Raw genomic sequence first — 17,551 nt, 5'->3', positions numbered from 1 at the left:
CTCCTCCCCCGGCTCCCCCGGCTCCCCCGTCCTCCGCCGAGTTCCCTCCTCCGGCGGACCGCACGGGTGCACACTGGCCCCATGGCGACGCCGCGGATCGAAGACCATGCCCTGCTGTCCGACCAGCGCTCGTGCGCGCTGGTGACCCGGGAGGGGACCATCGACTGGCTCTGCCTGCCGCGCATCGACTCCGACGCGATCTTCACCTCGCTCCTCGGCACGCCCGAGCACGGCCACTGGACCCTGCGGATCGTCGACGGGGAGGTCCTCTCCCGCCGCTACCTGCCGGGCTCGATGGTGCTCGAGACGACCTGGCGCTCCCCCACCGGCCGCGCGATCGTCACCGAGCTCATGCCCGTCCCCGCCGCTCCGTCCGACGCACGCCCGGATCCAGGCGACGGCGACGGCAGCGGCGGCGATGACGCCGTCGACGGCAGCGGCGGCAGCGGCGACGCAGACGCCGCCTCTGCCGACCAGGCCGACCTGATCCGCACGGTGACCTGTACCGACGGCGAGATCGAGGTGATCAGCGAGCTCGTGATCCGCTTCGAGTACGGACAGGCGGTTCCCTGGGTGCGGCGCGGGCCCGACCGCACCGGCGAGGACGCGCTGATCGCCGTCGCGGGCGGCGACGGTCTCGTGCTCCACGGTCCGCGCCTGCACCCCGACGGGCACCGGCATCGCGGCCGCCTCCGCATCGCCGCCGACGGCGCCGGCTCGTCCTCCGCCGACGGCACCGGCGCCGGCTCTGGCGCGGGCGCGGGCGCTGCCTCCGCCGATGGCGCCGCCTCGGCCTCCTGGGTCCTGACCTGGTTCCCGTCCTGGCAGCCGGTGCCCGCCGCGACGGAGGTCGGCCCCGCGCTCGAGTCCACGCTCCGCGCCTGGACCCGCTGGCTGGACCCGGTGCGACAGCATGCCGACCGGGCCGCCCGTCCGTCGGCCCCGGCGACCCGCCCGTCGGCGAGCCCGGCGACCCGACCGCTGGCCGACCCGGCGACCCGGCCGTCGGCGAGCCCGGCGACCCGACCGTCGGCCGACGACGAGCTCGTGCAGCGCTCCCTGCTGACGCTGAAGGCCCTGACCCATCGCGACACCGGCGGGATCGTCGCCGCCGCGACCACGAGCCTGCCCGAGGACTTCGGCGGAGTGCGCAACTGGGACTACCGGTTCTGCTGGCTGCGCGACGCCGCCCTGTCCCTCACCGCCCTGCTCGACCACGGGCACGTCGACGCGGCGATCTCCTGGCGCGAATGGCTGCTGCGGGCGATCGCCGGGGACCCCGAGCGCCTGCAGATCATGTATGCGGTCACGGGCGACCGCGAGCTGCGCGAGCAGGAGCTGGCGCACCTGCCGGGATACGAGGGGTCCGCCCCGGTGCGGATCGGCAACGGCGCCGCCGACCAGTACCAGGCCGACGTCGTCGGCGAGGTGATGATCGCCCTCGACGCCATGCGCGGCGCCGGGATCGAGGAGTCGCCCTGGTCATGGCCGCTGCAGAAGGCGCTGCTGCGCTTCGCCGTCGCGCACCTCGACGAGGGCGACCAGGGCATCTGGGAGATGCGCGGCGACCCCGCCTTCTTCACCCACGGCCGCGTGATGACCTGGGCGGCCTTCGACCGTGGCGTGCAGGCCGTCGAGCGCGACGGCCTGCCGGCGTCCGACGCCGAGCTCGCCCGATGGCGCGACCTGCGCGACCGCCTCCGCGAGGAGGTCCTCACCCGCGGCGTCGGCCCCGACGGCGCCTTCACCCAGACCCTCGACGGCCCGCCCGAGGTCGACGCCTCGCTGCTGCAGATCCCCCGCACCGGCTTCCTCGCGGCCGACGACCCGCGGATGCTCGCCACCGTCGCCCGCATCGAGCAGGACCTCGCCGTCGGCGACCAGGGCCTGATCCTGCGCTACCGCACCCGCGGCTCCGCCGAGGGCGTCGACGGGTTGCCCGGGGACGAGCACCCCTTCCTCGTGTGCTGCTTCTGGCTCGTCGAGCAGCACGCCGCCTCGGGCCGGCTCGCCGACGCCGAGCGCCTCCTCGAGACCCTGCTCGGCTGCGCGAACGACCTCGGCCTCCTCGCCGAGGAGTACGACGTCGGCGCCGCACGCATGGCCGGCAACTTCCCGCAGGCCTTCAGCCACCTCGGCCTCGTGCGCGCGGTCGACGCCGTCGCCGCCGCCCGTCGCGCCGCCGCCACCGCCCGTCGCGCCACCGCCACCGCCTGAGGCGGCCGACGAGACGGCCGACGAGGCGGGCGACCGTCGGCCGGGCTCCGTCGGCCAGGCAGCCGTCGAAGCGAGCGACCGTCGGCCGGGTGCCCGTCGGCCGGACGCTCGTCGGCCGCCGGACTTGTGTCGGTGCACGCCAGAGGCCTATACCATGCAACCGGTTCCCTGTCTCGCGATTCGCGAGAGTCGCAACCGCATCGGTGCGATCCGGTGGTAGCGTGACGGACCGGCGGTCCCCACCCGCCGCACCGTCTCGAGGACGCGGCACGCGCGCTCGAGGTGGATGCCTCCTCAGGCGTCCGCCCTGCGGCGCCCCCTCGGCGTCCGGCGACGGTGCCCCCGTCCCGACCCCGAAGGGCCACCATGGTCGACATCCGGTTGGACGCGCAGTGGATCGACTACGCGATCATCGCGCTCTACTTCGTCTTCGTCCTCGGTGTGGGCTGGTTCGCCAAGCGCGGCGTCTCCAACTCCATCGAGTTCTTCCTCTCCGGCCGCTCCCTGCCCGCATGGGTGACCGGCCTCGCCTTCATCTCCGCCAACCTCGGCGCCGTCGAGATCATGGGCATGTCGGCCACGGGTGCCGAGTACGGCATGCCGACGATGCACTACTTCTGGGTCGGCGCGATCCCCGCGATGCTGTTCCTCGGCGTCGTGATGATGCCGTTCTACTACGGCTCCAAGGTCCGCTCGGTCCCCGAGTTCATGCGCATGCGCTTCGGCACCGGCGCCCACCTGGTCAACTCCTTCTCCTTCGCGCTCGCGCAGCTGCTGATCGCCGGCGTGAACCTGTACCTGCTGGCCACGATCGTGCACCGCCTGCTCGGCTGGCCCCAGTGGGTGGGCCTGATCGTCGCCGCCGCGTTCGTGCTCTTCTACATCACCGTCGGCGGCCTCTCCGCGGCCATCTACAACGAGGTCCTGCAGTTCTTCGTGATCGTCGCGGCCCTGCTGCCGCTGACCCTCATCGGCCTGCACCGCGTCGGCGGCTGGAGCGGCATGAAGGAGCGCATCTCCGGCGACGGCATGCTCGGCTCCGAGCAGCTGCACACCTGGCCCGGCCAGGCCCTCTCCGGCTTCGACAGCCCGGTCCTGTCCGTGGTCGGCATCGTCTTCGGCCTCGGCTTCGTGCTCTCCTTCGGCTACTGGACGACGAACTTCGTCGAGGTCCAGCGCGCCATGGCCTCGAAGTCCATCACCGCCGCCCGGATGACGCCGATCATCGGCGCCTTCCCGAAGATGTTCATCCCCTTCATCGTGATCATCCCCGGCATGATCGCCGCGGTCCTCGTCGGCGAGCTCACCGAGTTCAAGCAGCTCGACTACGCGGGCGACGCCGCCGGCGCCGCCGCCACGGGCGTCACCTACAACGACGCCCTGCTGCTGCTCATGCGCGACGTCCTCCCCAACGGCCTGCTCGGCGTCGCGATCGCCGGCCTGCTCGCCGCGTTCATGGCCGGCATGGCCGCGAACATCTCCGCCTTCAACACGGTCGTCACCTACGACCTGTACGAGCAGTACGTGAAGAAGGACGCGCCCGACGCGCACTACATCAAGGTCGGCCGCATCGCGACCGCCGCCGCCTGCGTCATCGCCATCTTCACCGCCCTCATCGCCGGCCAGTTCTCCAACCTCATGGACTACCTGCAGACGCTGTTCGGCTTCTTCAACGCCCCGCTGTTCGCGACCTTCATCCTCGGCATGTTCTGGAAGCGGATGACGCCGACGGCCGGCTGGGCGGGCCTCGTCTCGGGCACCGTCGCCGCCGTGATCCTCTGGAGCTCCTCCACGTTCTTCGGCGTCTTCGAGCTGCCCGGCCAGGGCCTCGCCTTCGTCTCGGCCGCGACCGCCTTCATCGTCGACATCATCGTCTCGGTGATCGTCACGCAGTTCACCACCCCGAAGCCGGATCACGAGCTCAAGGGCCTGGTCTACTCCGAGACCCCGAAGACCGACCTGGTCGACCCCGAGGAGAAGGCCCTGCCCTTCTACCGTCGTCCGGTGCCGATGGCAGGCATCGGCCTCGCCCTCGTCATCATCCTGAACGTCGTCTTCGCCTGAGCACGGAACGAGGAGAGAACTCATGAGTGCACACAAGGACAACGGCGCCGACGCGTCGGCCCCGTCCGCCGCCGTCGAGACCGCGGGCGCTTTCGACATCCGCAACTTCATCGGCGCCCTCGTCGGCCTCTTCGGCGCGATCCTCACGCTGATGGGCCTGTTCGCCTTCGACGCGGCCGAATCCGCCAAGACCGACGGCATGAACGCCAACCTCTGGGCCGGCATCGCGATGGTCGTCGTCGCCGCCCTCTTCTTCCTCTGGGCGAAGCTCGACCCGATCCGCATGATCGTCCAGGACAACGAGGAAGGCGCCGAGGAGCCCAAGGACATCGCCGGCCTCGACTGAGGGGCTGCGCGTCTGAGGGCTGAGGGCTCGAGGGGCTGAAAGCCTGAGCGCGTGAGCGCGTGAGCCGCCTTCCGGGGACGCCCCGGGCATCCGCACGCTGCGGATGCCCGGGGCGTCTTCGTCATCCTCGGCATCTTTGGGTGACTTCGTCGTCCTCGGCATCTTTGGGCGTCTTCGTCGTCCTCGGCGTCCAGATCCAGCGCGCCCCGGGGCAGTGGCCGGAAGCACCCGGAAATGGAGCGCTTTAGCTATAGCTCATGCCCACTCGACCAGGGGCGCTACCCCGCTGACGCTTCAACTCCAGCGACCCTCCGCCGACTCCGCCAACGCTCCCCCTGCAGACCTCCTCCAGCCACCACGGCCCCGCACCCGCCCGCGCCCCTGCTCACGCCTGCGCTCACGCCCACGCCGCACCTCCAGTGGCCGGAAGCACCCGGAAATGGAGCGCTTTAGCTACAGCTCATGCCCACTCGACCACCGGCGAGGCCCCTCGACCACCGGTGCACCGCCGTCGGCACTTCACCACCGATGCTGCCCCCGCTGAAGCCTCCAGCCCCTTGGGCCCCCGCACCCGCCACCTCCAGTGGCCGGAAGCTCCCGGAAAGTGAGCGCTTTAGCTACAGCTCATGGCCACTCGACGGGCTCCCTCAGGATGACGCCCCCGCCCGACGAGATCCCCCCGGGGATGACGCTCCCCTTCGACCCAGAGTGGCTCCCCGAGCCCCATTGCCCCATAGCCCCGTGGTCCCGTGGGCCCGGTCTCCTTCCGCCGACGGGAGCGCCGGGGGACGTGGACCTCGTCTCCGCTCGCGTGCACCATGGACGGATCATGTCCTCAGCTCGCCGCGCCACCGACCCTTCCCCCATCGCCACTGCTCACCCCGACGCCACCGCTCACCCCGACGTCACCGCAACCGACACGGGCACGGGCACAGGTACAGGTACAGGCACGGGCACAGACATAGACACGGCCACCGACCCGGTCGGCCCCGACCTGGTCTGGTATGTCAGCTACGGCTCGAACATGAACGCCGACCGCCTGGCCTGCTACATCCGCGGCGGGCGGCCGGAAGGGGCGCTGATCGGATACACGGGGTGCCGGGACCGCACCGCTCCGCGGGCGGATGCGGGGGTGGTCCTGCCCGGTCGGCTGCACTTCGGCGGACGCTCGCGGGTGTGGGACGGCGGGATGGCCTTCTACGACCATGACGCGGAGGGGCCGACGCCTGCGCGCGCCTATCTGCTGAGCGTGGAGCAGTTCGTCGACGTCGCCGTGCAGGAGATGCACCGGGAGGTCGCCGACGATGATCCGCTCGAGGCCGCGGTGCGGGAGCTGATCCGGGAGGGGGCTGTCGGCGACCGGTATGCCGCGGGGCCGGGACGGTACGAGACGATGCTGCGCGTCGGCGAGCGCGAGGGCGTCCCGATGCTGACGTTCACGGCGCCCGACGGGGTGCGCGCGATGCCGGCGACGGAGCCGACGCCCGCCTATCTGGGCATGCTCGCGGAGGGTCTGCGGCAGGCGCACGGCTGGGATCGGGAACGTGCGGACGCCTACTTCACCGCACGCGGCGCGCACCCGGATCCGGCGATCCGCGAGGAGATCGAGCTCAGGACCGCGTCCGACGCGATGCGCTGAGAGCCAGCGCCGCGCCGAGAGCCAGCGCCGCGCTGAGGGCCGACGACGCCCTGGGGGTCCGGCGCCGCTCCGAAGGTCAGCGCAGGGCGGCGGCGATCTCGTCGAGGGACTCGGCCTGGCCGTAGCCGGTCAGCAGCGGGAGCGCCTTGATGACGGGGGCCGTGCAGGTCCCGGGGATGTCAGTGGTGGCGACGACGAGGTCGGAGTCCGCGGCGCAGCTCGCACCGGCGGGGTCGTTCCCGTCGAGGGCGAAGTCCATGACGCGGGCCTGGGTGACCGATGCCTGGATGCCCTCCTGCAGCAGATGCTCGCGGACGTTCTTCGCGACGATCTGGGAGGTGGCGACACCCGTTCCGCAGACGACGAGGACCTTCTTCATGGACTGCTGCTCCTTGATGGACTGGTTCAGAGCAGTGCCGTCGGGTCCCGCCGCGTCCTGTCCAGGACGAGCGGCAGACCGGCGTGCGGCTGCATCTGCGGCCGATCCATCTTGCCCCTTCCGCGCGTCGGACGACCACTCGCAGGGACGAGATCCTGGTCATGCATCGCAGGAGAGCCGCGGAGCCGCGGGACCCACGGGCTCCGGAGGAGCCACGGAGCCGCACCCCCGCCGCCCCGCTCGCGCTCCACCGATCCGCTCGCTCTCCACCGATCCGCTCGCGCTCCGCCGATCCGCTCGCGCCCCGCCGATCCGAGGCGCAGGATGGAGGGACGGATCTGCACCCTGCCCGAGGAGCTTCGCATGACCGCCGCATCCCGTCCCGCCGCCACCCCGGAACGCATCGCCGACCTGCTCGGACGCGTCCCGCGCAGCTCCTTCGTCGGCGGCGCGTTCGTCGGCGACGCGTTCGTCGGCGGCGCCTCCGACGCAACGACCTCCGACACGCCGGCCTCCGACGCCCCGACCTTCGACGTCATCGACCCGGCCACGGGCCGGACGCTCGTGCAGGTGGTCGACGCCGACGCGGCGTCCGTCGGACGGGCCGCCCTCGACGCCGCCGTCGCCGCGCAGGAGGCCTGGGCGGCGACGCTCCCGCGGGAGCGCTCGGAGATCCTCCGCCGCGCCTTCGAGCTCGCCCAGGAGCGGGCCGACGACCTCGCGCTGATGATGACGCTCGAGATGGGCAAGCCCCTCGCAGAGGCCTACGGCGAGGTCGCCTACGGGGCCGAGTTCCTGCGCTGGTTCAGCGAGGAGGCGGTGCGGCTGGGCGGGGAGATGCGTCGGGCGCCCGCGGCCGACCATGCGATCCTCACGGTCGCGCGGCCCGTCGGCCCGGTGCTCGCGATCACTCCGTGGAACTTCCCGCTGTCGATGGGGACGCGGAAGATCGCGCCGGCGCTGGCCGCCGGCTGCACGGTCGTCCTCAAGCCGGCGGGGGCGACGCCCCTGACGTCGCTGCTGCTCATGGAGATCCTGCGGGACGCGGGGGTTCCCGACGGGGTCGTCAACTGCGTGGTCACCTCGGATTCGGCGACGCTGTCGACGACGCTGACGTCCGATCCGCGGCTGCGGAAGATCTCCTTCACGGGCTCCACGCCCGTCGGACGCACCCTCCTCGCGCAGGCCTCCGAGCATGTGCTGAAGGCGTCGATGGAGCTGGGCGGGAACGCGCCCTTCCTGGTGCTGCCCTCGGCCGACGTCGACACCGCCGTCGCCGCCGCCCTGCCCGCGAAGTTCCGCAACAACGGTGAGGCCTGCACCGCCGCGAACCGCTTCTACGTCCACGCCTCCGTCGCCGAGGAGTTCACGGCGCGCCTCGCGGAGGAGGTGCGGGCGCTGGTCGTCGGCCCCGGGATCGACCCGGCGACGACGCTCGGCCCGCTCATCGACGACGCCGCGGTCGCGAAGGTCGAGGAGCTCGTCGCCGACGCCGTGGAGCGCGGGGCGCGGGTCCTCGTCGGCGGCGAGCGCCTCGCGATCGGCGGCGCGGCCGACGACGGGAACAGCAGCGCGAGCGACGCGGCCGACGGTGCGGGCACGCCGTCGGGCGGGTCCTCCGGCGCGGCGCCGGGCACGCCGTCGGGCGGGTTCTTCTACGCGCCGACGGTGCTCGCCGACGTCCCCCGCGACGCACGCGTGAACCGCGAGGAGATCTTCGGGCCGGTCGCGCCGATCATCGTCATGGACGACGTCGAGGAGATGATCGCCGCGGCGAACGACACCGAGTTCGGCCTGATGAGCTACGTGATCGGCGAGGACCTCGGCGAGGTGACCCGTGCGGCCGGACGCATCGAGTCCGGCATGGTCGCCGTCAACCTCGGCGTCGCCTCCGACCCGGCGGCGCCCTTCGGCGGGGTCAAGGAGTCAGGCCTCGGCCGGGAGGGGTCGCATGAGGGCCTCGACGAGTACGTCGAGCGCACCTACATCCGCATCCCGCTCTGAGGCGGCCCCGCGGAGCCGCCGGGGCACCCCGTCTCGCGCGCCGGAGCGATCGTGCCGGGGCGGTCGGGCCGGAGCGATCGCGCCGGGGCGCTCAGCGGCGTTCGCCGTGGCGGCTCGGGTCCTCGATGCGGAAGCCCGGGCGGGGACGGCCGTAGGCGTCGGGGTCGGCGTACTCGTCGGTGTCGTCGTCGGCGTCGCCGGACAGCTCGGCGGCCTCGTAGGGGTCGTCCCCGTCGGACGTCATCTCGTCGCCGTCGCGATTGCCCTGCTCGGCGGCGGCGAGGTCCTCCTCGCCGAGATCGCGCGGGAAGTCGGGGGCGAAGTCCGCCCGGGTCGCCGCGTCGCGGCGCTCCTCCCGCTCGAGCTCGAGGATGCGGTCGGCGTTCTCCACGCCGTCGGGCCCGGAGAAGCCGCGCTCCTGGGGGCTGCGCCCATCACGGCCGCCCCGACCGTCTCGGTCATCCCAGCGGTCTGCGCTCTGATCAGCCATCGTATCCTCCTCGACCCGTAGTCCCCGAGCGTACGACCGCGGAGGCGCTCCCGCATCTCCGGCGCACCGGAGATGCGGGAGCGGAGGCTCAGACCCCCTGGGCGATCGCGAAGGAGCCGGGGTCCCCGCCCTGTCGGCCGGAGGGGCCGCGGTGGAGGGCGCTGATGCGGGCGACCTCGTCGGCGCTCAGGCGGAGGTCGCGGGCGGCGAGGTTCTCGACGATGCGCGCGGGCGTGACGGACTTCGGGATCACGACGTTCCCGAGCGCCAGGTTCCAGGCGATGAGGACCTGCGCAGGGCTCGCGCCATGGGCCTCGGCGACCGCGGTGACGACGGGGTCGGCGAGCTCGCCGCCGCCCTGCCCCAGCGGCGACCAGGACTCGGTGACGATGCCGAGCTCCGCGTGGTGGGCGCGCAGCTCGGGCTGGGCGAAGTAGGGGTGCAGCTCGATCTGGTTGAGGACGGGGCGCACGCCCGTCTCGGCCTCGATGAGCGCGAGGTCCTCGGGACGGAAGTTGGAGACGCCGATCGAGCGGATACGGCCCTGCTCCTGGAGCTCGACGAACGCCTGCCAGGTCTCGGCGGCGAGGCCCTTCTCGGGCGTCGGCCAGTGGATGAGGTAGAGGTCGAGCACGTCGAGGCCGAGGTCGGCCATGGTCTCGTCGAAGGAGCGCAAGGCGTTGTCGCGGCCCTGATCCTGGTTGGGGCACTTGGAGGTCACGAAGACCTCGTCGCGCGGGAGGCCGGCGGCCCGCAGCGCCCGGCCGACGCCCTCCTCGTTGCGGTAGCCGCGGGCGGTGTCGATGTGGCGGTAGCCGGCCTCGAGCGCCGTGACGACGACGTCCGCGGCCTCGTCGTTGCTCACCTGCCAGACGCCGAAGCCGAGCTGCGGGATCGACCGCTCGTCGGCGAAGGGGATGCGCGGCTCCGAGGCCGAGGCGGATGCGGATGCCGATGCGGGGGTCGCGGGAGTCGGGTCGTTCGCGGGTGTCGGGGCGTTCATCATCGATGCTCCTGGTGAGAGTGGGGAGAAGGGGTGGGAACGGAACGAGGGGGGACGGCGGGGCGGCGGGAGCGGCGGGGCTCAGACCGCCACGGCGCCGAGGGAGACGGGCCGGGAGCTCGGATCGGCTGCGAGCCAGTCGGCGAGCTCGCGCGGGCGGACGTCGTGCTCGGCGAGGCGAGCGATCGGCAGCCAGGCGGTGCCGTCCTGGCGCGGGTCGGGATCGGTGCCCTCGCCGGGCTCCTCCCCCTCCGCGAGACCGCACCAGTAGGCGATGTTGACCTGGTGGAACAGCGGCATCGAGCCGCCGTCGAGGAGCCGACGACGCGTGATGACCTCATAGAAGCACGCCAGCTGGTGGACCTCGACGCGGGCGCCGATCTCCTCGCGGCACTCGCGCTCCAGCGCCGCGATCTGGTCCTCGCCGTGCTCCTGCCCGCCGCCGGGCGGCTCGAACAGGTACTGGCCGTCGGGCGTGCGGGAACGGTTCATGAGCACCTGGCCGTCGCGCACGATCAGCGCCTTCACGGCGACCCGGGGCGTCCTGCCGGTGGGGCTCACAGGTCGCCGCCAGACTCGCCGCCGCCCGGCTCGCCGCCGCCTGGCGCGGTCAGGCGGGCGCGGGCCCGACGGGCGAGCTCCTCGTCGTCGGACGCCTCCAGCAGATCCCGCACTGCCGCCTCGTCGCGCAGCAGGCCCATCAGCGCCTGCAGAGCGCGCAGATGCGCCCGCACGTCGGTGAGCAGGGGCATCGCGATCAGCTCGACGTCGACGGTGCTGCCCGATCCGCCCATCTCGCCGAAGGCGACGGGCCGGGCGAGGGTCGCGATCACGAGGCCCGGCGTCACCACATGCTCAGGATCCGCATGCGGGATGGCGGTGGGGACCGGGGTCGGCAGGCCCGTCGGATAGGTGGCCTCGCGGCGACGCAGCGCCTCCGGGAACTCGACGGCGACGGCACCGGCGTCCAGCAGACGACCCGCCAGGGACCGCAGCGCATCCTCGTCGTCGCCGACGTCCAGCCGTGCGACGGCGAGCAGCACGTCGAGCTGCTCGTCGCGCTCGCCATGCTCGTCGCGGGCCCCGTACTCGTCGTGGGGCTCGCGCTCGTCGTGGGGCTCGCGCTCGCGGTGGGGCTCGCGCTCGCGGTGGGGCTCGCGCTCGCGGTGGGGCTCGCGCTCGCGGTGGGGCTCGCGCTCGCGGTGGGGCTCGCGCTCGGGGTCGCCGGGTCGTCGCTGACTGGTCATGGAGCCTCCTGGTCGTCCGCTCGATTCTGTCACGTCGACTCCTCCGCCGACGGCTCGTCCCGTGCCTCCTCCGCGCCCGTCGGTCCCTCGCCTCGTACGCTGGTCCGGATCCCCGCCCCGCCGAGCCGCTGATCCCAGGAGCCTCCATGCCCGCCCCGCGCGACACCGCCGTCATCGTCCGGACCGCCCGCCTGTACTACGAGCAGGGCCGCTCGCAGACGGAGGTCGCCCAGGACCTCGGACTGTCCCGCTCGAACATCTCCCGGATCCTCACGCAGGCCCGCGACCGCGGGATCGTCGAGATCTCGATCCACGACCCCGACGGGCCGCCCCGCCGCGACGAGGCCCTCGAGGGCGCGCTCCGCGCCGCCTTCGGGCTGCGGGAGGCGCACGTCGTCTCCGCCCCGCGCACCAGCGGGACCGCGGCCGTCGCCCGCGAGGGCGCAGCGGTGATCGCCGAGCGCGCCACGCAGGTCTCCTCCGTCGGCATCTCCTGGGGCCAGACCGTGCAGAGCATCGTGGCCGAGCTCCCGACGCTCCACCTGCGCCCCGCCCCGCGGGTGCTGCCGCTGGTCGGCGGGCACAGCGCGCTCGACGAGCTCGCCGACGGGGAGTCCGTCCTGCGCACCCTCGCCTCCCGCCTCGGCTCCCGCCCCGAGACCCTCTACGCCCCCGCCGTCCTCGAGTCCGCGACCGCCGTGTCGACCCTCCGCGCCGAATCCAGCATCGGCTCGCTCCTCGCCGACGCCGCCCGCGTGGACCTCGCCGTCGTCGGCATCGGCTCGCTCGGCGTGCACTCCTCCCCGCACGTCCTGCGCCTGATGAAGCTCGACGACGACGAGCGCGCCGCCTTCACCGCGCAGCATCCCGTCGGCGACGTCTGCGGACGCTTCGTCGACGCCACGGGCGTCCCGCTCGGAGCGCCGACGGACCAGCGCGTCCTCGCCGTCACCTTCTCCGAGCTCCTGCGGATCCCCGAGGTCGTGGGCGTCGCCGCCGGCGCCGAGAAGGCCCCTGGCGTCGCCGGCGTGCTCCGCAGCGGCGCCATCCGCACCGCCATCCTCGACGACGAGCTCGCCCGCGCGATCCTCGCGGGAGTCTGAGCGAGGACCGCGCGGGCGGGCGGCTGATCAGGCCTTTCCGCGCAGGACCAGCTGGAACCGCTCCGTCGTCTCGCGATCCACGGGCAACTCCTTCCCGTCCAGGTGCGTGATCGGCGCAGCCAGGCGCACGGACGACAGCAGCCAGGCGGCGTCGGCCGCAGCGACGTCGGCGACGGTCAGCAGCTGCTCCCGCAGCACCCCGCCCTCGCCCCGGACGAACACGGCGATCGACCCCAGGCTCGTGCCCGGCAGCACACCCGCATCGACCGGCGTGGTCAGGTACTCGCCGTCCTTGCGGATGAGCAGCGTCGACGTCGGACCCTCGAGGCAGTAGCCGTCGCTCGCGACGAACAGGACGTCGTCGACCCCGCGCCGATGCGCCTCGCGGGTCGCCGCCATGTTGATCGCATACGACAGGGACTTCGCCCCGGCCAGCAGCCACGGGCTGGTCTCCGGCGCGGTCGTGGGGATCCCGCGGTCGAGGGTGTCCACGCGGATGCCCTGCTGCGCGGCCGAGTAGTCGTCGGCCTGCTTCGCATGGATCCAGCAGGTCGGGACGCCCGTCCCCTCGACCCCGCGCGTCACGATGATGCGGACGGTCAGGTCCGGGACCGCCGGATGCGCGGCCACCGCAGGATCAGCCATCGCGGCATCCACCGCAGCGGCGAACGCGTCGGCCATGACCTCGAGATCCGGCTCCGGAAGCTCGAGCATCCGTGCGCTGCGCGCGAGCCGCTCGAGATGCGGCCGCAGGTTCACGGCCACGCCGTCGAACACGCCCACGGTCTCGAAGATCCCGTCCCCGCGCGTCGCCGCCAGGTCCGTGACCAGCAGCTGCGCGGCCGACGGATCCGCCTGGACGTAAGGCGGCTGAGGCGTCTCCCCGGTACCTCCCGGGCTATCCGCCGCGCGCGCGATCCCGCCTGCTGCGCCCTCCGCGCCGCCGGCAGCGGGAACGAGGAACAGCACCGGCTCGGGAGCACGGGAAGCGGACGTGGACATGATGACCTCCGGGTATGCCCCTGCGCCGTGGCTCGGCGCGGAATGGGGATGGGGTGCGTCCCAGGGTAGACCTGTCATCGGGTACCGAAGCCTCGCAGTCCCGAGGCAGGGAAGCTTCGCGGAGCGTCCCTCAGCTGCATCTAGCGCGGGCTAGTGTCCCTCAGCTGCAGCCAAGGCGCGCAGTGTCCCTCAGCAGTAGCTGAAGCGCTCCATTTCCGAGCACTACCGGCCACTCGACCGCCCACGGCCCGCCCACGGCTCACTTTGGGCACGCCCAGCGTCCCCTGGCTGCAGCCAAGGCGAGCAGTGTCCCTCAGCAGTAGCTGAAGCGCTCCATTTCCGAGCACTTCTGCCCACTTGGCCACGACTGCCGCAGGGCCGCCACCCCAGCAGGCCGGCTACCCCAGCAGGCCGGCCACCCCCAGCAGGGCAGCCGCCCCAGCCGACTCCGCCGTGTCAGCCAGCGACGATGGCGACGACGCGGCCGCCCTCGCGCCACTCGACATGCCAGTCCAGGGGGTCGCCGGGCAGCTCCGCGTCGATCACCGAGGTGAAGGCGTCGACAGGTGCCTCGCGCAGGTCGGCGACGCCGATCGTGCCTTCCGGCAGGTCCACGCTCCCCGCGGATGCGCTCAGGAAATCGGCGAGCGGCACGACCGGGACCTCGACGAGGTCCTCGCCTGCCTCGGCTCCGGCCACGACACCGGTCTCGACCAGGTCTTCGCCCGCATCCACGTCCTCATCCGCGTCGCCCTCCTCATCGTCCTCGCCGATGCCGAGCACCGTCGCGTAGAGGTTCTCGACGAGGAGCCGCTCGAGCTCCTCGGCGCGCGACTCGTCGCTGTCGAGGTCGACGCCGTCGCTCGCACCAGCACCCGAACCAGCGCCAGAAACAGCACCCGCACCCGAAGCAGCACCCGATCCAGCACCACCACCGGTCCCGCGCCGCGCGGCGAGGTCGGCCTCGTGCTCGAGGGCGTCGAGGCGATCGAGGGCGGAGGCGAGAGCGTCGGCGAAGCGCTCGAGGTAGGCGCCGAGATCCGTGGCGACGAGGCGGAGTGCGAGGTCCTCGCCGATGCCGTAGACGGCGCCCGCGGTGCCGTCGGGGAGGATCGCGAGGATCACGGCGACGTCCTCCCCCTCGTGCAGGGGGTAGAAGCTGGTGGGGGCGCCGAGGAGCGTGTAGGGGCCGACGTCGGTGCGCTCGTCGACGACGAGGCTGAGGTGGTCGCGGTCGCCGACGCGGATGCCGCCGAACTCGTCGAGGATCTGCTCGAGGACGGGCGGCGGATCGGCCGTGAACTCGCCCTCCCCTTCGGCGAGACCGGGGATGGGGGCGACGTCGCGCTGGTGGGTGAGGGCGAGCGAGGCGAGGCGCTCGAGCACGGGGCGCAGCGGCGCGATCGGCAGCGGCGCCTCGGGGACGGGCCAGGACAGGGACGGCATCGGCGAGCTCATGGGCTCATCGTGGCACAGCGATGCCGCGCGGCCAGCCCGGGGAAGGCCCCGTCAGCGCACCGCGAACACCCGCGCTCCGGCGGCGCGACCGCCCGCACTCGAACCGCTGCGACCACCCGCCCGGTCGACCTCCCGGCGCACCGCTCGGCCGGCCTCCCGGCATATACCGCCCGGTCTACCGCTCGGGCAGGCGTCGGGCGGGACCGCCGGGGCGGGTGACCAGGGTGGAGGCCCGCGCCCCGGCGTCGGGGAACTGCTCGCGGTAGGCGGCGAGCCAGCGAGCGGCGAAGGCCTCCGCCCCCGCCGCGCCACACTCACCAGCCCCAGCACTCGCCTCCGCACCAGCACTCGCCCCCGCACCCGCCCCCGCACCCGCACCCGCACCCGCATCGACGAGGGCCCAGACGCTGCCGCCGAAGCCGGCGCCGAAGCTGCTGGCGGCGTGGGCGCCGAGCTCGCGGGCGAGGCGCTGGAGGGCGATGGTCTCGGGGGTCTGGTTGCGCAGGCCCTCCTCGGCGCCGTGCTGGGACTCGTCGACGAGGCGTCCGAGCTCGTCGAGGTCGCCGTCCTCGAGGGCGATCGCGGCGGCGGGGACGATGCGCTCGGACTCGTCGAGGAACTGGGTGAGACGGGCGGAGAGACCGGCATCGCCAGCGGCGAGGCCTGCATCGTCGGCCGCGAGGCGTCGGAGCCGGTCGATGGCGGCGGGTCCGGTGGCGACGGCGGACGCGAGGGTGGGGTCGTCGCGGTCGCCGGCCTCGTTCCAGCGGGCGAGGATCTCGCGGACCGCGAGGGAGGCGCGGTTGTAGCGCTCGAGGGCGGCACCGGTCTTCTCGGCGTCGACGCCGCTGACGGCGACGACGAGCGCGAGGTCCGCGGGGAAGGGCACGACGCGCTCGGCGCGCACCGGGGCGAAGGAGTACTGGACGAGCGCGTCGGGGACGCCGCAGAGCATGGCCGTGTGGTCCTCGCTGCCGCCGAAGGTGCCGACGCCGCGGCGGCCCTCGAGGATCCCGTAGGTCTGGCCGTTCTCGACGCAGCCGAGGTATTCGGCGAGCTGCTCGTCGTCGGCGATGGCGGAGCGGAAGGGCTCCTCGTCGGCGACGGCGGCGAGGTCCAGCAGGACGAGGGCGAGGCCCGTGACGAGCGCGGAGGAGCTGGACATGCCGGCGGCGAGCGGGAGCGTCGAGGCGATGGTGATCTCGGCGCCGCGGAGGCGTCCGCGGAAGTTCGCCTCGAGGCGCTCGACGACGGTGCGGACGTATCCGCCCCAGTGCCCTCCGCCGGTCTCGGCGGGTCGCTGCGGGGAGTCGAGGTCCATGGTGACGATGTCGGCGGCGTCGTCGGATCGGATCTCGAGGACGCGGTCGGCACGGCCGACGCCGCGGAGGGTCAGCCCGACGTCGACCGCGGCGAGCAGCGAGCGCCCTCCCGCGTAGTCGGTGTGCTTGCCGAGGACCTCGATGCGCCCGGGGACGAACCAGCGCACGGTCCGCGGGGAGGTGAAGTCGGCATGCGTGGGGTCCCGGGCCTCGCGGTCCAGCGCGTCGACGATCGCCCGCGTCCGCCCGACGGCCCCGGCCGGCCCGTCGGCCCCCGTCCGCCCGTCGGCCCCGGCCCGCCCGTCGGCCCGCGTCCGCCCGACGGCCCCCGTCCGCCCGTCGGCGCTCACAGCGTCGCCTCGATCCCGGTGAGGGCCCGCTGGACGGCGGCGACGTCGCCGCGGGAGGACATGTCCAGGACGCCGACGGCGGCGGGCACGACCTCGAAGTCCTCGCCCTCGCTGAGGAGCAGGCGGACGGCGTCGACGAGCTCGAGCTCCCCGCGCACCGACGGCTCGATGCGCGCGCAGGCGTCGAAGATCGAGGCGGTGAACAGCCAGGCGTTCATCGAGACGGGGGCGTCGCCGAGGGTGCGGAAGGTGTCCTCGTCGGGCTTCTCGACGATGTTGCAGAGCCAGCTGTCGTCGTCGGCCGCGACGAGCGCGAAGGCGCGGATCCGCTCGGCGGGGATGTTGGAGCGCTCGATCAGGGCGGTGCGGTCGAAGCCGACGAGGGCGGCGCCGTCGGCCGCGACGAGCGCACGCAGGGCCTCGGCCGGATAGTAGTTGTCCGAGTTCAGCACGATGAAGCGCTCCTCGCCGGCGAAGTCGCGGGCGGCGACGACGGCGTCGGCGGTGCCCCGCGGCTCCTCCTGGATCGCGGTGGTGACGCGGACCCGTCCGCCGGTGCGGGAGGCGGCGTACTCGCGCAGCACCTTGTGCTCGGGGCCGACGACGAGGCAGACCTCGGTGATGCCGGCATCGGCGAGCGCGGAGAGCACGAAGTCGAGGAAGGGGCGCCCGACGTCGATCAGGGCCTTCACGCCGCTGGAGGCGACGCGCGCCTGCGCCTCGTCGAGCTCGGCGTCGTCGTCGGTGCGGCGCATGCGCGTCCCGAGGCCGCGCGCGAGGATGACGGCGCGGCGCACGACGTCGGTGTCGGGGGTCCCACCAGGGGTTTCATCTGCCACGCTCATGGAGTCTACGGCGCGGGCGGTGTCTCGCAGGCGGGTTCGGCGCAGACGGGGCCGACGGACGGGTTCGGCGCGGTCGAGCGGG

Annotated in this window: 15 protein-coding genes; 6 read left to right on the top strand and 9 right to left on the bottom strand. The window is 73.3% G+C overall.

Going from position 1 to position 17,551, the window contains the following annotated elements; translation table 11 throughout:
* The first annotated feature begins 81 nt into the window (after positions 1-81).
* From ACXET9_RS11515 to ACXET9_RS11500, 4 genes are all read left to right on the top strand, one after another.
* Positions 82-2,217, top strand: coding sequence for a glycoside hydrolase family 15 protein (locus ACXET9_RS11515; protein ID WP_457886735.1), 2,136 nt, complete (start codon positions 82-84; stop codon positions 2,215-2,217).
* Between the two features lie 366 nt (positions 2,218-2,583).
* Positions 2,584-4,281 carry a sodium:solute symporter family protein gene (locus ACXET9_RS11510; protein WP_457886734.1) on the top strand — a complete coding sequence of 566 codons (1,698 nt, stop codon included), beginning with the start codon at positions 2,584-2,586 and terminating at the stop codon, positions 4,279-4,281.
* A 22-nt stretch (positions 4,282-4,303) separates the two neighbouring features.
* Positions 4,304-4,627, top strand: coding sequence for a hypothetical protein (locus ACXET9_RS11505; RefSeq protein WP_457886733.1), 324 nt, complete (start codon positions 4,304-4,306; stop codon positions 4,625-4,627).
* Positions 4,628-5,456: 829 nt separating this feature from the next.
* Positions 5,457-6,266 carry a histone deacetylase gene (locus ACXET9_RS11500; RefSeq protein WP_457886732.1) on the top strand — a complete coding sequence of 270 codons (810 nt, stop codon included), beginning with the start codon at positions 5,457-5,459 and terminating at the stop codon, positions 6,264-6,266.
* A gap of 76 nt (positions 6,267-6,342) precedes the next feature.
* Here the strand turns inward: ACXET9_RS11500 and ACXET9_RS11495 are convergent, their stop codons facing one another.
* A complete protein-coding gene (locus ACXET9_RS11495; RefSeq protein WP_457886731.1) occupies positions 6,343-6,645 on the bottom strand; it encodes a PTS sugar transporter subunit IIB in 303 nt (100 codons plus the stop codon).
* Positions 6,646-7,008: 363 nt separating this feature from the next.
* On the opposite strand from ACXET9_RS11495, the gene ACXET9_RS11490 reads away from it, so the two are divergent.
* Positions 7,009-8,649: an NAD-dependent succinate-semialdehyde dehydrogenase gene (locus tag ACXET9_RS11490; protein WP_457886730.1), complete on the top strand. Its 1,641-nt coding sequence runs from the start codon at positions 7,009-7,011 to the stop codon at positions 8,647-8,649.
* 91 nt (positions 8,650-8,740) lie between these two features.
* On the opposite strand, the gene ACXET9_RS11485 is transcribed toward ACXET9_RS11490, so the two are convergent.
* The 4 genes from ACXET9_RS11485 to ACXET9_RS11470 all read right to left on the bottom strand — a co-directional run bounded on the left by ACXET9_RS11485 (position 8,741) and on the right by ACXET9_RS11470 (position 11,389).
* On the bottom strand, positions 8,741-9,139 hold the full coding sequence (locus ACXET9_RS11485; RefSeq protein ID WP_457886729.1) for a hypothetical protein: 399 nt from the start codon (positions 9,137-9,139) through the stop codon (positions 8,741-8,743).
* A gap of 88 nt (positions 9,140-9,227) precedes the next feature.
* Entirely contained in the window at positions 9,228-10,142 is a 915-nt protein-coding gene (locus ACXET9_RS11480; protein WP_457886728.1) for an aldo/keto reductase, read from the bottom strand.
* Positions 10,143-10,223: 81 nt separating this feature from the next.
* Complete coding sequence (locus tag ACXET9_RS11475) at positions 10,224-10,703, bottom strand: NUDIX domain-containing protein (RefSeq protein WP_457886727.1); 480 nt, start codon at positions 10,701-10,703, stop codon at positions 10,224-10,226.
* The gene (locus ACXET9_RS11470) at positions 10,700-11,389 is read right to left on the bottom strand and encodes a PTS sugar transporter subunit IIA (RefSeq protein WP_457886726.1); all 690 of its coding nucleotides are present in this window, start codon (positions 11,387-11,389) and stop codon (positions 10,700-10,702) included. Before ACXET9_RS11470 ends, ACXET9_RS11475 begins: the two co-directional genes overlap by 4 nt.
* Positions 11,390-11,535: 146 nt before the next feature.
* Between ACXET9_RS11470 and ACXET9_RS11465 the strand changes: the two genes are divergently transcribed.
* Positions 11,536-12,492 (top strand): sugar-binding transcriptional regulator, encoded by a 957-nt coding sequence (locus ACXET9_RS11465; RefSeq protein ID WP_457886725.1) that lies wholly within the window; start codon positions 11,536-11,538, stop codon positions 12,490-12,492.
* A gap of 27 nt (positions 12,493-12,519) precedes the next feature.
* Here the strand turns inward: ACXET9_RS11465 and ACXET9_RS11460 are convergent, their stop codons facing one another.
* From ACXET9_RS11460 to ACXET9_RS11445, 4 genes are all read right to left on the bottom strand, one after another.
* Entirely contained in the window at positions 12,520-13,494 is a 975-nt protein-coding gene (locus ACXET9_RS11460; protein ID WP_457886724.1) for an aminotransferase class IV, read from the bottom strand.
* 456 nt (positions 13,495-13,950) lie between these two features.
* Entirely contained in the window at positions 13,951-14,952 is a 1,002-nt protein-coding gene (locus ACXET9_RS11455) for a hypothetical protein (protein ID WP_457886723.1), read from the bottom strand.
* A 175-nt stretch (positions 14,953-15,127) separates the two neighbouring features.
* The gene (locus tag ACXET9_RS11450; RefSeq protein ID WP_457886722.1) at positions 15,128-16,624 is read right to left on the bottom strand and encodes a galactokinase family protein; all 1,497 of its coding nucleotides are present in this window, start codon (positions 16,622-16,624) and stop codon (positions 15,128-15,130) included.
* Positions 16,621-17,463: a sugar phosphate nucleotidyltransferase gene (locus ACXET9_RS11445; protein WP_457886721.1), complete on the bottom strand. Its 843-nt coding sequence runs from the start codon at positions 17,461-17,463 to the stop codon at positions 16,621-16,623. The genes ACXET9_RS11450 and ACXET9_RS11445 overlap by 4 nt, the downstream gene beginning before the upstream one ends.
* Positions 17,464-17,551: the final 88 nt, after the last annotated feature.

It is taken from the genome of Brachybacterium netajii (SeqCode), from assembly GCF_054114245.1.
The sequence above is the reverse complement of the archived record's forward strand: the minus strand, read 5'-3'. Positions and strand labels throughout refer to the sequence as shown.